General features: G+C 31.7%; 19 protein-coding genes. 7 read left to right on the top strand and 12 right to left on the bottom strand.

Annotated elements, in window-relative coordinates:
- Positions 1–9: 9 nt before the first annotated feature.
- Positions 10–1,248, bottom strand: coding sequence for an ABC transporter permease (locus tag KA873_RS02775; RefSeq protein ID WP_107384624.1), 1,239 nt, complete (start codon positions 1,246–1,248; stop codon positions 10–12).
- Positions 1,241–2,140, bottom strand: a complete 900-nt coding sequence (locus tag KA873_RS02770) for an ABC transporter ATP-binding protein (RefSeq protein ID WP_107384623.1) — start codon at positions 2,138–2,140, stop codon at positions 1,241–1,243. The genes KA873_RS02775 and KA873_RS02770 overlap by 8 nt, the downstream gene beginning before the upstream one ends.
- A 243-nt stretch (positions 2,141–2,383) precedes the next feature.
- On the opposite strand from KA873_RS02770, the gene KA873_RS02765 reads away from it, so the two are divergent.
- Positions 2,384–4,003: a ribulokinase gene (locus KA873_RS02765; RefSeq protein WP_107505084.1), complete on the top strand. Its 1,620-nt coding sequence runs from the start codon at positions 2,384–2,386 to the stop codon at positions 4,001–4,003.
- A gap of 71 nt (positions 4,004–4,074) precedes the next feature.
- Here the strand turns inward: KA873_RS02765 and KA873_RS02760 are convergent, their stop codons facing one another.
- Positions 4,075–4,653, bottom strand: coding sequence for a DUF805 domain-containing protein (locus KA873_RS02760; protein WP_107505085.1), 579 nt, complete (start codon positions 4,651–4,653; stop codon positions 4,075–4,077).
- Positions 4,654–4,863: 210 nt separating this feature from the next.
- Here KA873_RS02760 and KA873_RS02755 point away from each other — a divergent pair, with 210 nt between their 5' ends.
- Positions 4,864–5,472: a DNA-3-methyladenine glycosylase gene (locus tag KA873_RS02755; RefSeq protein ID WP_107505086.1), complete on the top strand. Its 609-nt coding sequence runs from the start codon at positions 4,864–4,866 to the stop codon at positions 5,470–5,472.
- A gap of 148 nt (positions 5,473–5,620) precedes the next feature.
- Here the strand turns inward: KA873_RS02755 and KA873_RS02750 are convergent, their stop codons facing one another.
- The 4 genes from KA873_RS02750 to KA873_RS02735 form a co-directional block, all read right to left on the bottom strand.
- Positions 5,621–6,949: a Na+/H+ antiporter NhaC family protein gene (locus tag KA873_RS02750; RefSeq protein ID WP_107386389.1), complete on the bottom strand. Its 1,329-nt coding sequence runs from the start codon at positions 6,947–6,949 to the stop codon at positions 5,621–5,623.
- Between the two features lie 261 nt (positions 6,950–7,210).
- On the bottom strand, positions 7,211–8,011 hold the full coding sequence (locus tag KA873_RS02745; RefSeq protein ID WP_107384619.1) for a DUF4097 family beta strand repeat-containing protein: 801 nt from the start codon (positions 8,009–8,011) through the stop codon (positions 7,211–7,213).
- Positions 8,008–8,568 (bottom strand): HAAS signaling domain-containing protein, encoded by a 561-nt coding sequence (locus tag KA873_RS02740; RefSeq protein ID WP_107384618.1) that lies wholly within the window; start codon positions 8,566–8,568, stop codon positions 8,008–8,010. The genes KA873_RS02745 and KA873_RS02740 overlap by 4 nt, the downstream gene beginning before the upstream one ends.
- Entirely contained in the window at positions 8,561–8,884 is a 324-nt protein-coding gene (locus KA873_RS02735; RefSeq protein WP_107384617.1) for a PadR family transcriptional regulator, read from the bottom strand. Before KA873_RS02735 ends, KA873_RS02740 begins: the two co-directional genes overlap by 8 nt.
- 357 nt (positions 8,885–9,241) lie before the next feature.
- Between KA873_RS02735 and gltS the strand changes: the two genes are divergently transcribed.
- Positions 9,242–10,447 carry a sodium/glutamate symporter gene (gene gltS, locus KA873_RS02730; RefSeq protein ID WP_107384616.1) on the top strand — a complete coding sequence of 402 codons (1,206 nt, stop codon included), beginning with the start codon at positions 9,242–9,244 and terminating at the stop codon, positions 10,445–10,447.
- A gap of 133 nt (positions 10,448–10,580) precedes the next feature.
- On the opposite strand, the gene fni is transcribed toward gltS, so the two are convergent.
- Both fni and corA read right to left on the bottom strand, forming a co-directional pair.
- Positions 10,581–11,627 (bottom strand): type 2 isopentenyl-diphosphate Delta-isomerase, encoded by a 1,047-nt coding sequence (gene fni / locus KA873_RS02725; RefSeq protein ID WP_107384615.1) that lies wholly within the window; start codon positions 11,625–11,627, stop codon positions 10,581–10,583.
- Positions 11,628–11,701: 74 nt separating this feature from the next.
- Positions 11,702–12,649 carry a magnesium/cobalt transporter CorA gene (gene corA, locus KA873_RS02720; RefSeq protein WP_107505087.1) on the bottom strand — a complete coding sequence of 316 codons (948 nt, stop codon included), beginning with the start codon at positions 12,647–12,649 and terminating at the stop codon, positions 11,702–11,704.
- 144 nt (positions 12,650–12,793) lie between these two features.
- Between corA and KA873_RS02715 the strand changes: the two genes are divergently transcribed.
- Together KA873_RS02715 and KA873_RS02710 are read left to right on the top strand one after the other, a co-directional pair.
- Complete coding sequence (locus KA873_RS02715) at positions 12,794–13,261, top strand: thioesterase family protein (RefSeq protein WP_107384613.1); 468 nt, start codon at positions 12,794–12,796, stop codon at positions 13,259–13,261.
- Between the two features lie 12 nt (positions 13,262–13,273).
- Positions 13,274–13,681, top strand: a complete 408-nt coding sequence (locus tag KA873_RS02710; RefSeq protein ID WP_107505089.1) for a hypothetical protein — start codon at positions 13,274–13,276, stop codon at positions 13,679–13,681.
- 136 nt (positions 13,682–13,817) lie between these two features.
- On the opposite strand, the gene KA873_RS02705 is transcribed toward KA873_RS02710, so the two are convergent.
- Entirely contained in the window at positions 13,818–14,723 is a 906-nt protein-coding gene (locus tag KA873_RS02705; RefSeq protein WP_107505090.1) for an alpha/beta hydrolase fold domain-containing protein, read from the bottom strand.
- Positions 14,724–14,995: 272 nt separating this feature from the next.
- On the opposite strand from KA873_RS02705, the gene KA873_RS02700 reads away from it, so the two are divergent.
- Complete coding sequence (locus KA873_RS02700; protein WP_107505326.1) at positions 14,996–15,631, top strand: hypothetical protein; 636 nt, start codon at positions 14,996–14,998, stop codon at positions 15,629–15,631.
- A gap of 396 nt (positions 15,632–16,027) precedes the next feature.
- Here KA873_RS02700 and KA873_RS02695 read toward each other — a convergent pair whose 3' ends face one another.
- Both KA873_RS02695 and KA873_RS02690 read right to left on the bottom strand, forming a co-directional pair.
- Complete coding sequence (locus KA873_RS02695) at positions 16,028–17,902, bottom strand: DHA2 family efflux MFS transporter permease subunit (protein WP_107385692.1); 1,875 nt, start codon at positions 17,900–17,902, stop codon at positions 16,028–16,030.
- A gap of 12 nt (positions 17,903–17,914) precedes the next feature.
- Positions 17,915–18,562, bottom strand: a complete 648-nt coding sequence (locus tag KA873_RS02690) for an HlyD family secretion protein (RefSeq protein ID WP_107385104.1) — start codon at positions 18,560–18,562, stop codon at positions 17,915–17,917.
- Positions 18,563–18,688: 126 nt separating this feature from the next.
- On the opposite strand from KA873_RS02690, the gene KA873_RS02685 reads away from it, so the two are divergent.
- Positions 18,689–19,237, top strand: coding sequence for a TetR/AcrR family transcriptional regulator (locus KA873_RS02685; protein ID WP_107505327.1), 549 nt, complete (start codon positions 18,689–18,691; stop codon positions 19,235–19,237).
- The last annotated feature ends 246 nt before the right edge of the window (positions 19,238–19,483 follow it).

Raw genomic sequence — 19,483 nt, 5'->3', positions numbered from 1 at the left:
TAACACACTTTAATTTTTACTGAAGACACGTTTCATAGACTTTAACAAGCCTTTATCAAAACTTAATATTGTATCTTTATAACTTCTTACTGCAATATAAAGTAAGATAAATATTGTTAATATTGATAAACTCATACTTACTACAATTTCCCAAGTAGCTACGTCAGGTGTTGATGCACGTAAAAACATGATAAAGGGAGATAATAAAGGAATAAAACTTGCAACTTTTATGAGCGTCGTGTCAGGATTTATAACACCAAACATTGCCATATATAATGCAATGATACTAATCAAAGTCATCGGCATAAGTGATTGGTTAATATCTTCGATTCGTGCAGTAATCGAACCCAATATAGCGGCCAATATAATATAAGAAAGTATACCTAAAATAAGAGAAAGTATACCTACGATAATTAATTGTACTGTTAGATCATTAGGCTCAACATCAAATCCTTTAAGCATATCTCCAATATCAAATAGCAACACACTTATGATGCCTACAATAATGAAAATACTAATTTGTGTTAATGCCACAGCGATGACGCCACACAATTTTGCAAGTATGTGTGTTACTGGAGATATGCTTGTGATAATCATTTCAATGACACGTGAGGTCTTCTCAGTTGCAATTTCCATTGCCACTTGATTGGCATAATTTATGATTATGAAAAACATGAGCATAATGCCTGCATAAACGATAATCGTATTAAATGTTTTTTGTGACTCACTTAAATTTGTCTCGTTCGCACTATCTGAAAGCACTTGTGAGCTTACTTCACTTTGAGATTGCAATTGTTTTAGCTCATCTTCAGATAGATTTAAACTAGATGCCACAAGTTTGGTTTGAATGGCTGACAAAGTAGTTTGTAATTTTTGTTCATCTGTTTTTGACACGGTATCTTTACTTAAAATTTTACCAGTCAGTTTGTGATTATCATGCAAATCAATGACATACGCTTTATCTAACTTTTCATTTTTTACTTGTTGATGTGCTTGTGATTTAGTCACTTTTTTAAATTTCGCATCACTATCAAGGTGATTACTTTGTGCTTTAATCACTTTATATACTTGGTCCTGATTAACTACAATACCAATCTTATCAGGGCCATTATCAAATAGATCGACGATTTTATTAATATTAGCGGCTGCCAACATTAATACAACTACAATCGCAGTGAAAATCATAAATGATTTTGTTTTTACTTTACTTTTATACGTAAGTGAAAAAGTAGCCCAAAATTTATCCATTTGCATCACCTACTTTATCTATAAAAATCTCATTTAACGTTGGTTCTATAACTTGAAACCTTTTGACAAAACCATACTGAACTACAATATTATATATTTCTTCAGCAATCACTTCGTCTTCTATCAACGCTCTTATTTCCCTTTTATTACGTTCAACCTGGATAACACCAGTAATATCATCTATTTCTGACATCGCATGATTTGTTTCAATTATAACGCTTTTATTGCCATGATTTGCTTTCACCTCATCAATTGGCCCAGAAACAACAAGTTCACCTTTATTCAAAATGCAAACATCATCACATAGTTCTTCTACATGTTCCATTCTATGAGAACTATATATAATCGTCGTTCCTGCATCATTTAAATCTTTTACGGCTGATTTTAATAATTCAACATTAACTGGATCTAAACCACTAAAAGGTTCATCCAAGATTAATAATTCTGGATTATGTAACATACTTGCTAAGAGTTGAATTTTTTGCTGATTTCCTTTAGATAACGCTTCTATTTTCTTTTCTCTATTTTCTTCAATATCAAAACGATTTAACCAATAATCAATAGATTTGCTTATCTCTTTTGATTTCATCCCTTTTAATGTAGCTAGATATCTCAATTCATCTTCTACTTTCATTTTCGGATGTAACCCTCGTTCTTCAGGCAAATATCCTATTTTATCATATATTGATTGGTCAATCGCCTTATCTTTATATAAAATTTGTCCTTCTGTAATCGGCGTCAAACCAAGTATCATTCTAAAAGTTGTCGTCTTTCCTGCACCATTACGTCCTAAAAATCCTAGCATCTTTCCTGATTCTAAAATTATCGATATGTCATTAACTGCTGTAAAATCCTTATATTTTTTTGTAACATTTGCTATTTTTAAGGACATGATAAGATTTCCCTCCCTTAAAGTCGAATGAATATATATTGATAATAACATTTCGCACCTTAAATATACATTTCAAATTGTATTTTAGCTTTTTAACCTATTTGTATGATGATTCATATCAACTCTTACCTTCCATTATTATCTAAAAACGTTGTTATCTTTACAATGTTTTTTGCAAGCACTATTATTAGATTAAATAAGTAATCAGAACTTATTAAAATGATTATTGGGAGGCAATGCCGCATGAGTTACAGTATTGGGATCGATTTTGGTACAGCATCTGGTCGTGTATTTCTCGTAGATACCTCCAATGGTGAGATTATTTCTAGCTACATAGAAGCATATCCTCATGGTACAATTTCAGGTTCATTGAACGGCCATGATTTACCGCATAATTATTTTTTACAAAACGCTGAAGATTACACAAATATATTAGAAAAAGGTGTTCAACACGTTTTATCAGAAAGTAAAATTGATCCATCAAATGTAATTGGTATGGGAATCGATTTCACAAGTTGTACGATTGTCTTTTTAGATGAACATTTCAAACCATTACATACACATGAATCATTAAAAGATGAACCACATGCTTATGTTAAGCTTTGGAAACACCATGGTGCTCATGAAGAAGCAACATTTATGAAAAAAATAAATGACACATATAACGCAAATTGGTTAGACTTTTATGGTCATAGTGTTAATAGTGAATGGATGATTCCAAAAATATTAGAGGTTAAACACAAAGCGCCAGAAATTTTAGCGCAGAGTGCATATATTATGGAGGCTGGAGATTATATTGTTAGTTTATTAACCAATCGCAATATTCGTTCAAATTGTGGCATAGGGTTCAAAGGTTTTTACAACGAAAAAGATGGCTTTAATTATTCGTTTTTTGAAGCGGTAGATAAAGACTTACCTTCAATTGTAAAAAATAAATGTGAGGCACCAGTGATAAATATTGGCGAAAGTGCAGGGGCTTTAACTACTTATTATCAAAAATTATGGGGGCTATCAGATAAAGTTCAAATTTCTCCTTATATTATAGATGCTCATTCAGGAGTACTCGGCGTTGGTGCAATCGAACAGGGTGAATTTACACCTGTTATAGGTACTAGCACTTGTCATCTCATGCTCGACGCTAAGCAAGTTGCAATTCCTGCGATTACAGGATCAGTCAAAGATGCAATTATCCCAGGTTTATATGCTTATGAAGCTGGTCAAGCTGCAGTTGGTGATTTATTTAGTTATTCAGCTAGTCAGGCCCCAGCGTCCATAGTAAAACAAGCTGAAAAAGAAGGTATTACTATATTAGAACACTTAGAAAATTTAGCTTCTGAGATACCAATTCATCAACAGCACGTAACCGTTTTAGATTGGCATAATGGTAATCGTAGTATATTAAGCAACAGTAACCTTACTGGTAGTATCTTTGGCTTAACGTTACAAACACCATTCGAAATGATTCATCGTGCTTATATTGAAGCAACGGCTTTTGGGACTAAGTTAATTATGCAACAATTTGAAGATAACCAAATACCGGTTAATACTGTTTATGCTGCTGGTGGTATACCAATTAAAAGCGAATTACTCGTAGATATATATACTAATGTCTTAAATAAAGAAGTCGTCGTTATGGATTCTTCCAATGCTACAGCATTAGGTGCAGCAATGTTAGGTGCAAATGTAGGTGGTGCTTATCAAACACTTGAAGAAACAGTACATCATATGAAACAACCTGTTTATTACCGTTTACAGCCTGATCCAAAAAAGGTAAAACAATATGAAGTACTTTTTCAACGCTACAAAGCTTTGCATGACGTATTAGGAAAACATTATCCAAATTTATCATATATTAATAATTAAACTTTATAAAAACCCAATTATGACAAAAAACAGTCTAACAGTTTGACTTGTCATAATTGGGTTTATTTTAACTATTGCTCTCTATACATGTCATCAATTTTAGTATATTGGTTTGCATATTTATGACTTGGACCATATTTATTTGTTTTTCGTTCACTATCCAAGCAACTAACGACTAGCGCATAAATACCAAAACCTATATAGAATGCGTATATCAATACGATGAAAATCACACTTGCCATATGATTGAAATCTGAATCTAGTAAAGCTATTACTGTAAATATGATATATGAAAACACTGAAATACCTAAATAAATAAGTGGTAGTAACATCGATCTACCTGTATCATGAAATCTTCTAATAAATATCGCCCAATTAGGTATTAAAGTAGCTAATCCGTACACAGCTATATATATCACACTGATAATAAGAAAGATTACGCTTATCATAATGACCGTTTCAGATTGAGAAGCAGCAGCGCTAATTAATGCAATCAAACCAATGAAATATACAACAAACGCTGGTACTAGAAAAATCATATGCCATAAAACCATATACCAATATTCACTTCTGCGTGCACGGCCTTTGAAGTTAAAATAATTTTTCCAAAATAGTTTTAATGCTTCTCCAAATCCAATTTTTCTTTCCAAATTGCTCCCCCCGTTTCAAGTACATTTGATATAATGTTCATTTAACTTTAATATAGTCATTGATACTTTAACTTATGAGTTTTTAATTTTTAGTAAACTTATAAGGTTATTCTACCAAAATTCTCACATGCTTGTAACACAATTTTACAATTTAATAAAAAATTTTTAAAAACATTTAATTTCAAAAACTATTATATGGAGGATTAATAAATGGATTTTTTACAACGTGATACAGTCACTATCGCCAAAGATTTATTAGGTGTGCGTGTCATTTTCGAAGATGATTTACATACATTTACTGGATACATCGTTGAAACTGAAGCCTATGTTGGTGAAAAGGATCAAGCCGCTCACGGATTTAATGGCAAACGCACACCCAAAGTAGAATCATTATATAAACTTGGTGGCACTATTTATGCCCATGTGATGCATACGCATTTACTCATCAACTTTGTAACACAATTAGAAGGTGTACCTGAAGGTGTCCTGATACGTGCTGTTGAACCAGAAGAGAATATTGAAGCTATGCGTTCAAATAGAAACAAAGATGGCTTTGAATTAACAAATGGCCCAGGAAAATGGACTAAAGCATTTAATATACCGAGACATTTGGATGGTTCACGATTAAATGAAGGCAATCTAAAAATAGATACTAAAAACCGTAAACATCCTAAACATATTGAGGAAACACCGAGAATTGGTATTCCTAATAAAGGTGAATGGACGCAAAAACCGCTTCGCTTTATTGTTAAAGGCAATCCCTACGTTTCAAGAATTTCAAAACGTACTACCATACCACCACAAGATACATGGCGTTAATAAAAGGGAAACAGAGATTAAAATTTAATATAATCTCTGCTTCCCTATAATATTATTAAATTATTTGAATTATAAACGCTCACTTTGAATGGCTAGTCTGTGATATATCATTTTCACTTTCTAATAATTAGCTTAATTAAAATAGAAATTATTTAGAAAGGTTTTTTTCTTTATCAAGTAAACCAAATTGTATCGTAATAACCGTACAAATGACAAATATCACAGGATAAAATGTGTATTGTAAAACTTCTATATAAGAAACATCTCCATATTGTTCAACCATTAACATACCACTATCATGCGGCAGTACCATTAAGGCACAACATGCGAATATATCTAATAAGCTTGCCATACGTTTAGGAGGTACCTTATATTCATCTCCAATTTCTTTAGCGATAGGCGCAGAAATTAAAATTGCTAACGTATTGTGTGATAAAGCAGCAGAAAGTACACCGGACATTAAACTAATCACATATTCTGCACTTTTTCGGCCTTTTGCTTTTTCTTTCATTGTTTTAATAATCCAATCAACACCGCCATAATAGCGAATTAATGCCACAAGTCCAGAAACTAAAAACGCCACAAGAAAAATAAGGAACATGCTTTCCATACCTTCACCAATAGCTTTTGTAAACTGGAATATGCCCAAATTGCCTTGAAGCAAACCAATGACACCTGCCATTATGATACCGATGATCAACACTAAAATCACATCCAAACCTGCGATTGCTGCTATAAGTACAAATAGATATGGCAGTATATTTATAAAATTAAAACTTAAGTCACCTTCCACTTTACCTGTTCCACCCACAACTGCATATATAACTGCAGTAATAAGTGCAGCAGGTAGCGCAATCAACACATTCATCTTAAATTTATCTTTCATCTTAGCACCGACGCCATTTGTAGCTGCAATCGTCGTATCTGAAATAATGGATAAGTTATCACCAAAATATGCACCTGCAATAACAGCGGCACCTGCTGCTGCGACACTTAAATCAGCAGCTTGAGCTACAGCAACACCTACTGGAATAAAAGCAGCTTGCGCCCCCGTAGAAGTACCCAACGTTAACGCAGCAAAACCACTCATAATGAATATACCAGGTATGAGTAGACTTGGTGGGATGACTGTAAGCCCCATATTCACCATTGCTGTCTTACCGCCCATTTCTGAGGTAACGGTAGAAAAAGCGCCTGCTAATAACAGTATCAAGCCTAGATTAACAATACCTGAATTGCCTGCATGCGCTGTAAATATTTCTACTTTTTTAGAAAACTTCGTTTTTCTATCATAGCATGTCCAAGCGATAACGATGCCGATAAAAATAGCAACATGTCTTGGTAATTGATCAAACGCATCTTCTTTACCCATTATGGTAAAAGTGAGTCCTACACCAATATATAACCCTAAAAATATGATTAATGGTAGAAGTGCTAAAACACCATATTGCTTATCACTTCTATTCAATTCCTGCATAACACTCCTCCTTATAAACCTAGTAATTTTATATGGCTTATAGTATATCAAAAAAGAAGCAAACACAGAAATTTAAAATTTCATCAATTCTCAGGCTAATAACAAAATAATTATAAATTATTTTCAATATCACTATAATTTTAATACGAAAACTAAAATATGAGCATAAGTCAAAATCGTTTTAGTGAATTGACTTTGATATGCTTATACTCACACAATGTAGTTTAATGCATACGATGTTATTTACTCATATTTTCAATTTTAGTTGATTTCTGCATTACCTGTGTCCGTTTCAATATGAATGAGGTTAGAGCCATTACCTACTTGTTTGTTTTTAAACAAGTGATTATTAATGTCCAGTTCTCCTACGTCGCTATCAAATTCTATGCGTGTGTTTTCAGGCTGATTATTCGTATATGCCATTGCTATGTTGCCTACATCCGTTTTCACTTTAATTGGTATATCAATAGGCGTGTCTTTGATATTGATTGATCCAGTATCAGCTTCGAACTCACCTGAATTAAATTGAGTCGTTGCCATATACATATCTGCAACATCAACTTCAGCAATTAAACGATCAAATTTAGCATGCGTGATATTTAATTTTCCAACATCTGCGTATAACTTAGCATAATCCGCTTTTATTTGATCAATCATAATCGAACCAGATTCAGTATTAACATTTAAATGGCTCAATGATTTAGGTAATGTGATAATGACATCATTATTTTTAAAGTCCATAAATGTAATATCGACATTGCTATCTAATGATTTATCTTTCACATATAACGTACCGTTTTTTATAGTAGTATCCATATTTATTTTGTCGTTAGAACCTCGTGATTCAACTTTAAGTTGATCACCTTTTTTAAGTTTTAAATTACTATTGTTCAAATCTATATTGAGATTTTTTACTTTATTTTCATCATATTCTTTATGATAATTCTCTGTGACTTCTTTCGACTTTTTACTTTCTACTTGAAATTGGTTTACTACACCAATGCCACAAACAATCGTTACAATTAATCCAATTACAAAAAGACTAATCAATGTTTTCTTCATGAAATCCCACTCCTTTTCACAACACTTATATTCCACTTGAGATACTTCACACAAATTAAATAAAATGCTTTAGAAATTAAATACGTAATCACAAATAACATTAATCCCATTCCAAACAATGCACCTACTGCATATACATCAAAAAGTAATACATTTTCAAATCCACTTAAAAATCCTTTTACCAATAATAATATTGGACTTAAAACGAATGAAATTGTCGTTACAATTAATGAAACAACGATACTTAAAACGAAAATAAACGGTACTAAAATTACAAAGAAATTTAATATACTTAAACCCATCACTGCAAAAATGGCGTTCCCAACGTCGCCAAATTTTTTACTGTCAGCAGCTTTTTCTACAGCAGCTGTCGCATTCATTTCTTTAGCTAAAGTTCTAGGATCACCTAGTTCTTTTGAAATTTGTGCTTCTGTTTTACCTTCTTTTAATCCGCTATAAAAATGTGTTTCGTACTCATTTAAAATATCTTGTCGTTCTGCATCAGAATCATGTTTCAAATGTTTATGCAACTGTTTTAAAAATTCATTTTTAGTCATTCCATTCACTCTCCTTTATAAATACTTCTACAATATTCGAAAACGATCGCCATTCATGTAATAAGTCAACTAATCTGTCATTACCTTGGTCAGTCACTTTGTAATATTTCCTTGCTGGACCCTCTGAAGAAGGTTGGTAATATGTCGTGAGTTCTCCATTTTTCACTAATCTTCGTAGCAATGGGTACACTGTTCCTTCTGCAATACTCATATGTCTCGAAATATTTTGAACGAGCGAGTAACCGTACTGATCATCTCTTTTGATAATAAGTAGCACTATAAGCTCTAGCGCGCCCTTTTTAAATTGGCTATTCATATGTTACCTCCTATGTAAATCCAGTACTATACATTACACAGTAGCTGTCGAAAAGAATATAACACAGACTACTATACATTGCAAGGTACTGTGTTATAGATAAGTCGTGTATTCATTCTTCTAACATCTATTTTTGCGTATTAGACAAGAGAATGATTATCTGAAAATTACAAATAAAACAATCTCTATTTATTCTATTTAATATTTAATTCCAAACTAGATTTATACTATTTAAATATGTATAATAGATAGCATGGAGTTTTGTAAGCACTTTCTTTATTGTCATTTTGCACATGACTCCATCTATATAACCAGACACACAGGAGAGTTTCATTTGAAATTTAAGGGGGATTGAAAATGCTAGAGCTAGATGCAATTACTACTTTAGCAATCGCAAGTTTGTTATACCTTTTAGGTATATATATTGTTAATCATATTTCAATATTAAGAAGGCTTTGTATTCCTGCACCTGTTATCGGTGGTTTAATCTTCTCGATTTTAGTTGCAATATTACAATCTACAAATATCATAACAATCAAACTGGATTCTGAATTTATACAAAACTTCTTTATGCTTGCGTTCTTTACAACAATTGGATTAGGCGCTTCTTTAAAGTTATTACGCTTGGGTGGAAAAGTACTTATTTTATATTTTATATTTTGTGGTTTTCTTGCAGTCTTCCAAAACCTTATTAGTATTTCATTAGCAAAAGTATTAAACATACCACCATTATTAGGCTTGACAGCAGGTTCTATGTCTATGGAAGGTGGTCATGGTAATGCTGCCGCCTATGGTCAAACCATACGCGACATGGGCTTTGATTCTGCATTAACCGCAGCTTTAGCAGCAGCAACATTAGGTCTTGTAGCTGGTGGTTTAGTAGGTGGTCCAGTAGTGAAATTTTTAATCACTAAATATAATTTAAAATCTGAACATGCAGAAGAAACTACGACAGACTATGGTAACGTAAAATCTAATGAATACTTACATAATCGCATGAACCCTACTACCATCTTTTTCTTACAATTTACGATTGTAACCATTTGTATGGCTATTGGTTCATATTTAGGAAATACATTCTCTGATTTAACAGGTATTAACATTCCTATATATGTTGGTGCAATGTTTGTTGCGGTAATTATTCGAAATATTTCTGAATATAATAATTTAAATCTTATTGATATGAAATTCGTGGATAAAATTAGTGACATATCACTAAGCCTATTCTTATCTATCGCTTTGATGAGTATACAACTTACAGAAATATATCAATTGGCTTTACCTTTAATTATTATCGTTTTAATACAAGTCGTGTTTATCGTGCTATTCTCTATATTTATCGTGTTCCGCGGTTTAGGAAAAAATTACGATGCTGCTGTAATGATTGGTGGCTTTATTGGTCATGGTCTTGGTGCAACCCCAAATGCTATGGCAAACCTAGATGTAATTACCAAGAAATTCGGAGCTTCACCAAAATCATATCTTGTCGTACCAATTGTGGGCGCATTTTTAATTGATTTGCTTGGTGTCCCAATCGTTACTACATTTATCAATCTATTCTAATGATATAATTTGATTTTTAACATAAGAAAACCTGAGACATAATGTCTCAGGTTTTTTCTATAATAATTTCATATACGAAAATCAACACAGTAGTTAATGACCTAACCTACAAAAATGATTTCTTTATGAGATATTAATTAGAAATATCAATATTTCGCTGATCTATCCAAGATTGTAGTTTAGGACCAAAGATCATTTTCGAACCTTTTAAATCATTTATTGTAGGCGCATTTAACATCGTCATAATTTTTTTCATATGTTCAGTAAATTGTTCTGTATAGTTTAGTGTTTCTGTAATACCATATTGTTCAACTTGATTTAAAAATGGTCGCGACATACCAACCGCACTCGCTCCAAGCGCTAAACATTTCACAGCATCTAAAGGAGAGCGCACGCCACCACTAGCAAGTATATCCATATCTTTTTGATAAGAAGTACTTTCTAATAATGATTCCACAGTCGTTTGTCCCCACATACTTAAATAGTCCATGTCCTTGTATGCACGTCTTTCATTTTCAATATCTACAAAGTTCGTACCACCACGTCCACTCACATCTACATACCTAATGCCAATTTCATATAAGTTTTTGATTGTTTCTTTACTCATGCCAAACCCTACTTCTTTGACAATTACTGGGACATTTACCCGTTCTACAATTTGCGCAAGATTGTCCATCCATGTAGAAAAGGTTCTATTACCTTCAGGCATGACTAATTCTTGTGGTGCATTGACATGTACTTGTAATGCTTGAGCATCTAGCAATTTTACTGATTCGACAGCTTTATCAACAGGTACATCGGCACCTACGTTACTAAATATAATCCCCTCTGGGTTTGTGTCACGCACGACTGTAAAAGATGATGCCATATCACTATTACGTAACGCTGCATGTGTAGAACCAACTGCCATTGCAATACCGCTTTCCCGAGCCACAATTGCCAATTTTTCATTAATTTGTTTCGTCCATTCACTGCCACCAGTCATCGCATTAATATAAAGTGGTTGACTAAGTGTAAAATCTTTTAGCGAATGCTCAAGATTAACATCACTTACATCTATACTCGGAATAGAATCATGTACAAATCTAATTTCATCAAAATCTGAGATTGTAGCATCCGTTTGTGCCATTGCAATCTCAACGTGTTCATTTTTTCTTTGTTCTCTTTTTAAATCGCTCATTGTTTACTCCAATCCTCAATAGTTATTTTACTCAAGTCAGTTTAAAACTGCATCATTAATATAATACTATGATATTAAAACCATTTTTCTTTTTTAAAATAAATCACACAACCTATACTAATACATAGCATAAGTGCTAAAACAAAATAATAACCATATTGCCATTTTAATTCTGGCATATTTATAAAATTCATACCATAAATACCTGTAATTAATGTCAATGGTAAAAAAACAACTGACACCAAGGTAAGGACCTGCATAATCCGATTCATTTTATATGAAGCATATGATGTCAAATTATCTTTTATTTCATTTGTCATTTCTTGGCATATTTTCAAAATATTTTGTTGTTTAATCATATGATCATCAATATGTTGAAGATAAAGTTTATCCTTGTCATCTAATAATAATTGGTGACTTTCTTTTAATTGATTAACTAATTCTGTCATTGGATAAATCACACGCTTTAATTTAATTAGCTCAGAACGTATTTTAAATACATTATCCATCGCAAATTTCATAGAACCATTCATATTTTCACTGTCTTCGAAGTCATATACCTTATCTTCGATGGCATAAACGAATTCAAAATAACGATCTACTAAACAATCTAACACCAAGATAAATATATATGTTGGGAGAATATTACGTATTGTTTGCGTTTTGAAAGTAGTTTCTATCTTCTTTAAAATATCAAATGGCTGATGATGGTATGTAATAAGCAAACGATCTTTTATAAAAATATTTAATGCTTTTGCACTAAAATTCTCGGAAGCTACATCATGAACAACTATATACTGATATGTGTCATATGCTTTGTATTTAGCTCTCGGTGTCCCGTTCACTGTATCATCAATTTCAAGTTTATTAAAGTTAAAACGTGTTTTTAAAAATGTATTTTCAGACTCGGTTGGTTGGTTAAAATCACACCATATAAACTGCGCTGTTTCAGGAATGTCTTCTAAACAATTAACGCTTGCTAATGTATTTTCAGAAGATAAGTATCTAATTGTTATAGCCATAGGTCACCCCTATAATCAATTTTCTTTATTTTATCATGAAATACTATTTGTGTATGTTATATACAATTTTTAGTAAACTTAGGTTAGCTTAAATAATATAAATATGTCTATTTTAACAATTAAAGTTTTAAAGGAGATGTAACAATGAAAAATCCTTTCACAATTTCCAACAATGTGACACCCGATATGATTGACCATAACGGTCATGTACATGATGCGAATTATAATATGGTCTTCAGCGAAGCTATCAATCAATTTAATTATACACATGGTTTATCTTTAGAAGAACGTACCAAGTTAAATTACACACTATTCACTGTTGAAGAACAAACAGCTTATTTATCTGAACTAACTGAAGATGACACATTTACTATTACAATTTACATCTATGATTATAATGAAAAAAGCTTACATTTCTTTTCCGTTATGACGAATCAAGACGGCAGCAATATAGCAACAAATGAAGCAATGATGTTAGGGATTGATCGCACAATCAACAAAACAGCGCCATTCCCTCAATCATTTGCTGACCAAATTAGCAATTATTATGATAACCAACAATTAATCGAATGGCCAAAACAATTAGGTCATAAAATCGGTATCTCAAGATAAGGAGTGATAAATATGTCACAAGGATTAATCGACACAATCAAAGTGCAACTTTATGATTTAAATGATGATATGAAAGCTGCACTTAGTGAACTCAATCAAAACAAACAGCTGGTCATTAATGGACCTGATAGTCAATTGATTAAACGCGGTTTTGATATTAGTTACTACCAAGGTCAAAAACAAGCTATAGATACTATTACTTCATTAGTGGAACAAATTGATGTAGAAGCAGCTTTTATACAGCGTTACACAACTTTTGTTCAAAAAGAAACACAACTATATGAAAAATATCTCTCGAAATTTAACAATATGGATATACCAACGCAAGATTTTAACGATTTTATAGCACAATACTATAAGCTAAAAGGGACACAATCTATATTAACTGTCCTTGATACAACAATGAATGAACATCATTAATTGACCGAAATGTTTGAGCATATAAAAACAGAAGCAAGGCGATATCAACAAAATTATATTTGGTGTCTGCCCCGCCTCTGTTTTTAATTTTTCGTAGCCTTATCATCATTTTAAAAATCGAGTGTATGCTTCCACATTAACGTTTATCGTGAATTGTATTGACGATTTCTTTAACAACTTTATGCGATTCTCTAATAGGTAATAATGCGAATGCATTTACCATTTTTTTAAAAGTATACAGTTGAACTGGCTGACGCATATCTTCTAACGTATAAGCCAATTTTTTCATATCTGGTAAGTAAATCTCTCTTCCGCCACCAAATATATATATGGGTGGTAAACCAAATAATTCTCCATTAATTGGTGATAACCTACTATCGTTTAATGGAAGATTTCCAGACCATACTTTCATAATTTTTTGTAAACCTTCTATATTTATGATGACATCTTTATCGATTAAATCATCTGTAATATTTTCATTATCCAACTTTGCATCTAGCATCGGTGAAAACAAATACAATTTAGCTGGTAAAGGTTGATTATTTGATTTTAACTGTTGCACAAAACTCAACGCCAATGCGCCTCCAGTTCCATCTCCCATCACAATAATATCTTCATTACTACATTCTGTTAATAATTGTTGGTACACTTTATGAATCGCAGCATAAGTATCCTCAACATGATATTTGGGTGCTTTTGGATAAATTGGCAAAATAACTTCATTTAAAGTACTTAACGCAAGTTTATCCATAAATCTCCAGTGAAATGCAGAAGGTTGTAAAATATTATATCCACCGTGAATATATAATATTTTCTTTTGTTGACTGTGTCTAAAGCGAAATCTGAACACCTGCATATCATCCATCATTTGTTTTTCTAAGTCTGATTTTACATTTAAAGTTTCAGGTTGCTTGTGCTTTTTTTCATTCATCGTTAATCTTTTTTGTAAAAATTTTTCAAAGCTTTGTTGGTCATCAAATATAATTGAACGATGTGGTAATAAATATTTATTAACAAATTTTGTTGTTAGTCTTGATTTCATTCATAATCATCCCTATCTTTTTTGTAACAAATTTTAGAATTATAGAATTTTTGTTTCAATTCAGTATTTAAAATAAATTATATGATAAAATAAAAATAATGACATAAAAACGAAGTTATAATAGATATTGAAGTTAAAAAATATGACCATTCATACTAAAAATTAAATTATTCAACTTCATTGGTTAAAATGTAACAGTTATTACATATTATAACAAAATAAAAGTCATAAAATAACTAGATCCCCATCTAATGTAATGAAAGGAGTAAGTTATGACCGCAAATAATCAGCAATTTAAAGATTTTGAACATACTTTAACGAGTGAAACAATGCAACGAGGCGCTCGTTATGGAAAAAAGAAAAAATCTTGGGTTAGCCTTATTATACAAGTTATCGTTTTAATCCTAGTTGCTATTTCAGGTTATAGTATGTTTAAGGAACCTATATTCAATTTAGTTTTTGTAGATAAAACGGTTAATTTTAAAGAATTAACAAATTTTCAAGAAACTATCAATAACTTAACGAATTTAAATATCAACGTTGAAAGTATCGATAACTTACAAACAAGCATTGATCGCTTGATACTTGTATTTTATGTATTTTTTATCGCTTGTATATTAAGTTTAATCTTAACCTTTTTTACGTTGTTTTTTAACAAAACTATATTGAAAATAGTTAACATGTTTATCATAGCGATCATGCTTGCAATTACTTTCGGTTTTTCTGCATTGATTAAAAATATTGCAACAAGAATTGCCGATTCAATGAATCAGTATTATATCACTGTTGATTCAGCTCAAATATTAACAGAGTCAAATGCAATCCATAACGCTTTTATTTTATTAAGTTGTAGTATCGCTTTACTATTAATTAGTTTATTTTTTAGAAATCGAAAACCTAGAATATAACTTCATTTAAACTTTACCAAAAAGCCGATACATATACTATCATAGATTACACCCGTAAATGAATGACTGAAAAAAATTCATTTGCGGGCTTTTTTTCTCCACTTAATCGATACACCAATCGGTAAAAAGGATTTTAAAACAAGCAATTTTTCAAGACTACAATCAATATCATATATATTATCTAATTAACTTGCGAATTTATAAAAACGATTTAGCTTTCACTTATAATGTACATAAAATCAACTTAGCACAAGTTTTTATCCCAATCGCTTTAACTATATGAAAATATTAACTCAGACTGTATTAATAACAAAATAAGCGTCAATTTCTACGTAACTATTATAGAAATTGACGCTTATTCATTAATCAGTGATGTTACATCACTGTTTTTTTCACTTATTCTTCATTTGAAATATAATGTGACTTGCCTTTTAAGAACAAACTCAAAATAAATGCCAAAGCACTTAATAAAGTGGCTATTAAGAAAGCACTATTTACACCATTAATAGAAGCAAGCTTTTGCACAAATTCTAAAACTTGAGAAGTTGCCATTTGTTCTCCACCCATTGCTTGAGCCATTTCTTGTAAACGGTCTTTAATAAATGGATTTGTTTTATCTAAATCTTGTGTATATGAGGCGATATGTTGTGTTGTTTGTGTAGACATTACTGTAACTAGTAAAGCCGTACCAATTGAACCTGCCAATTGTCTCAATGTATTAGATAAAGCATTGCCATGTGCTATGAGTCGTTGTGGCAACGCGTTCATACCAGCAGTCATTATTGGCATCATGATAAAACTCATACCAAATGATCGAATGATATAAATAACCATTAAGTGACCATACGTTGTATTCATGTTTAATTTTGTTAATTCCCACGTAGCATAGGTCATAATTGCTGTCCCTACTAAAGCTAGTGGTTTAATACCAATCGTATCTAATAATTTTCCTGCGATTGGACCCATGACACCCATTATTAAAGCACCTGGTAATAATAATAAACCTGATTGTACTGGTGTAAAGCCTCTTAAGTCTTGTAAATAAAGTGGTAATAAAATCATGCCACCAAATAAACTCATCGTTACAATCATGTTAATAACGGTTGTTAATGTAAAACCTGAATATTTTAAAACTTCCATACTTAGCATTGGCACACGCATTGTAAGCTCTCTAATTACAAAAGCAGTAATAAAAATGACACCAAGGATAAGAGATACTACAACAATTGGAGAACTCCAACTATTATTTCCTGCTTCACTGAAGCCATATAATAGCGCACCAAAACCTATTGTACTAAATATGATACCTGGAATATCTGCTTTAGGATTTGTAGTAACTTGATAAACTCTGAACCATATATATGCGATAGCTAATGAAATAAGTCCTATGATGAACATACCATAGAACATCACGTTCCAATGATAATTTTCTACAATATAACCTGACAATGTCGGACCTATAGCGGGTGCTAAAATCATTGCTATACCGAGTGTCCCCATTGCTGCGCCACGTTTTTCAGGTGGAAATATAGTCATAAATACATTTGTACCAAGTGGCATTAAGATACCTGCACCAATTGCTTGCAGTACACGGCCTACCATCATTATTGTAAATGAACCTGACATACCACATACTAAGGAACCTATTGTGAACAATGCCATCGCTATTAAGAATAATTTACGATACGAATATTTATTAAATAAATAAGCACTGATTGGTATCAGAATACCATTCACAAGCATAAATCCTGTCATAAGCCATTGACCTGTATTTGCTGAAATATTAAAATCAGTATTTATTTTAGGCAATGCAACATTTAATAACGTTTGATTCAAAATAGCTATAAACATACCGAAAATCATCGCTATTAAAACTTTGCCTTGAGAAGTGCCTTTTCCAAACATAAATGAACTATGTTTAGCTTTCAGCTTTTCATTTACTTGTGCTTCTTCAGAATTCGGATTGATTTGTTCATGATCCGAATCATGTTGTGTTGATGATTCAGAAGTGTCACTATTAGCGTGACTTGCATTCTCTGCCTTTTCTTCTGTAGTTTCACCTTTGTTTTGCTCTTGGTTTTCTGTTGTTGTTTTATCGTCTTTAACTTTAAATTTAGATTGATAACTTTCGTTAGAAGCAATGCTTTCATACTTAGATTGTTCCATTTTTCGGGTAGATTTTTGCTTATTTCTTTTCACGATAAAGAGATTAAGTCCACCGACAAGAATGAGCGCTATGACTACGTAAACAATAATGAAGGTCATTGTCATTTTAAGACCTCCTTAATTTTTATGAATTTTTACTTCAGCGTTCATTCCTGGAACAACATTTTTAGATGGTTTTGAATCTAGTGAAATTTTCACTGGTACCACTTGTGATACTTTTGTATAGTTGCCATCACTATTTGATGAAGGCATCATTGAAAAGCTTGAAGCAGTTGCTTTACCTACTTCTTCTACTTTACCTTTTAATTCAGCGTCTTCACCATCTAATTTAATATTTACATCTTTACCTTCTTCAACGTCTGCAATATCTTTTTCATCCACATTAGCAGTTATATAAGAATCATCTAAATTATAAGCGTAAGCGATTGGTGTGCCAGCTTGAGCCATTGAGCCTTCCATGCCATCAACTTTTACAATTGTGCCATCTTTAGGCATTTTAATACTCATATCTTGAGATTGACCACCTTCACCTTTAGCAGCAACCTCTGCAACTTTATCACCTTTGCTTAATTTTTCATTATTTTTAACATCAAGTGACTTGATTTCGCCAGAAGCTGGAGCTGACACCTTAATTTGTTCTCCATCCACTTTAGCATTATCTGTACTTACAAAAGATGTTGCTTGATTATAAAAATGGAATCCTACGACACCAATAATTACAAGCACAACAATGGTAATGACATTGATTAATACCATTTTCTTCATGATACTTTCCTCCTATTTGCATTTAAAATTCACCTTGTATATTATAAAGAGATGAAATTTAAAAGTATACCGACACTTAAATAAAATGTGTTGGGTACATTATTTATGTTCTATGAAGGAGTTATTATGAAACAAAATGCAAAACGAAAAATCATCCGTAATATGATTGCATTACTCGAGTTACATCCATTTGAAAATATAACTATCAAAATGTTATGCGCATATAGTGGTATAAATAGGACTACATTTTATGATTACTTCGTAGATAAATATGACCTTTTAGCTACAATACAATCACACCATATTCAAAAATATAAAACACTATTAGAAAATCTATATAAAAGTTCAGAAGAAATTGCAGATAATCACTCTAAACTATATCAATTTTTCAAAATCATTTTGCGTTATATCAAACGTCATTATGGCTATTTCCATGCTATTTTAGTCACATATCCTAATCGTAATTTATTTTTTGAGTATATGCATGCAACGCGGGACACTTATATTAAAATTTTGGACGACTATACCGATGTATTAAACAAAAAACAATTTGTAATTTACGCACTAGGTGGTCAAATGGGCCTTGTTTATACTTGGATTAAAGAAGGATGTAATCAATCGGTTAAAGATTTAGCTCAAATTTTATTAGCTAATACAATTAAGTTGAATCGTTAATAAATTATCTAATTAAAAAGACTACTAAATTTCTACAAAATAATAGAAATTTAATAGTCTCATTATATTAACTAATTCGAACACATATATATAAAAATTGATACTATCATAGTGCGACATAATCTAGTATCTGTAGATCAACATGGTATACCAAAAGCAAATAGATTTTCACCAACCTCAATCACTCATGTAAAATAAATCAGAGTAAGACAGCAATCTAATTTATTTAAACGGATGTCATTGTCA

This window comes from Staphylococcus sp. GDY8P45P (genome assembly GCF_017892745.1).
Lineage (GTDB): Bacteria > Bacillota > Bacilli > Staphylococcales > Staphylococcaceae > Staphylococcus > Staphylococcus cohnii.
This window is presented reverse-complemented; position numbering and strand designations above follow the sequence as displayed.

Excerpts from the sequence above, each read along its gene's own strand:
- KA873_RS02775 (WP_107384624.1), bottom strand. The coding sequence starts at position 1,248 with ATGGATAAATTTTGGGCTACTTTTTCACTTACGTATAAAAGTAAAGTA.
- KA873_RS02770 (WP_107384623.1), bottom strand. The coding sequence starts at position 2,140 with ATGTCCTTAAAAATAGCAAATGTTACAAAAAAATATAAGGATTTTACA.
- KA873_RS02765 (WP_107505084.1), top strand. The coding sequence starts at position 2,384 with ATGAGTTACAGTATTGGGATCGATTTTGGTACAGCATCTGGTCGTGTA.
- KA873_RS02755 (WP_107505086.1), top strand. The coding sequence starts at position 4,864 with ATGGATTTTTTACAACGTGATACAGTCACTATCGCCAAAGATTTATTA.
- KA873_RS02750 (WP_107386389.1), bottom strand. The coding sequence starts at position 6,949 with ATGCAGGAATTGAATAGAAGTGATAAGCAATATGGTGTTTTAGCACTT.
- KA873_RS02745 (WP_107384619.1), bottom strand. The coding sequence starts at position 8,011 with ATGAAGAAAACATTGATTAGTCTTTTTGTAATTGGATTAATTGTAACG.
- KA873_RS02740 (WP_107384618.1), bottom strand. The coding sequence starts at position 8,568 with ATGACTAAAAATGAATTTTTAAAACAGTTGCATAAACATTTGAAACAT.
- KA873_RS02735 (WP_107384617.1), bottom strand. The coding sequence starts at position 8,884 with ATGAATAGCCAATTTAAAAAGGGCGCGCTAGAGCTTATAGTGCTACTT.
- gltS (WP_107384616.1), top strand. The coding sequence starts at position 9,242 with ATGCTAGAGCTAGATGCAATTACTACTTTAGCAATCGCAAGTTTGTTA.
- fni (WP_107384615.1), bottom strand. The coding sequence starts at position 11,627 with ATGAGCGATTTAAAAAGAGAACAAAGAAAAAATGAACACGTTGAGATT.
- corA (WP_107505087.1), bottom strand. The coding sequence starts at position 12,649 with ATGGCTATAACAATTAGATACTTATCTTCTGAAAATACATTAGCAAGC.
- KA873_RS02715 (WP_107384613.1), top strand. The coding sequence starts at position 12,794 with ATGAAAAATCCTTTCACAATTTCCAACAATGTGACACCCGATATGATT.
- KA873_RS02710 (WP_107505089.1), top strand. The coding sequence starts at position 13,274 with ATGTCACAAGGATTAATCGACACAATCAAAGTGCAACTTTATGATTTA.
- KA873_RS02705 (WP_107505090.1), bottom strand. The coding sequence starts at position 14,723 with ATGAAATCAAGACTAACAACAAAATTTGTTAATAAATATTTATTACCA.
- KA873_RS02700 (WP_107505326.1), top strand. The coding sequence starts at position 14,996 with ATGACCGCAAATAATCAGCAATTTAAAGATTTTGAACATACTTTAACG.
- KA873_RS02695 (WP_107385692.1), bottom strand. The coding sequence starts at position 17,902 with ATGACAATGACCTTCATTATTGTTTACGTAGTCATAGCGCTCATTCTT.
- KA873_RS02690 (WP_107385104.1), bottom strand. The coding sequence starts at position 18,562 with ATGAAGAAAATGGTATTAATCAATGTCATTACCATTGTTGTGCTTGTA.
- KA873_RS02685 (WP_107505327.1), top strand. The coding sequence starts at position 18,689 with ATGAAACAAAATGCAAAACGAAAAATCATCCGTAATATGATTGCATTA.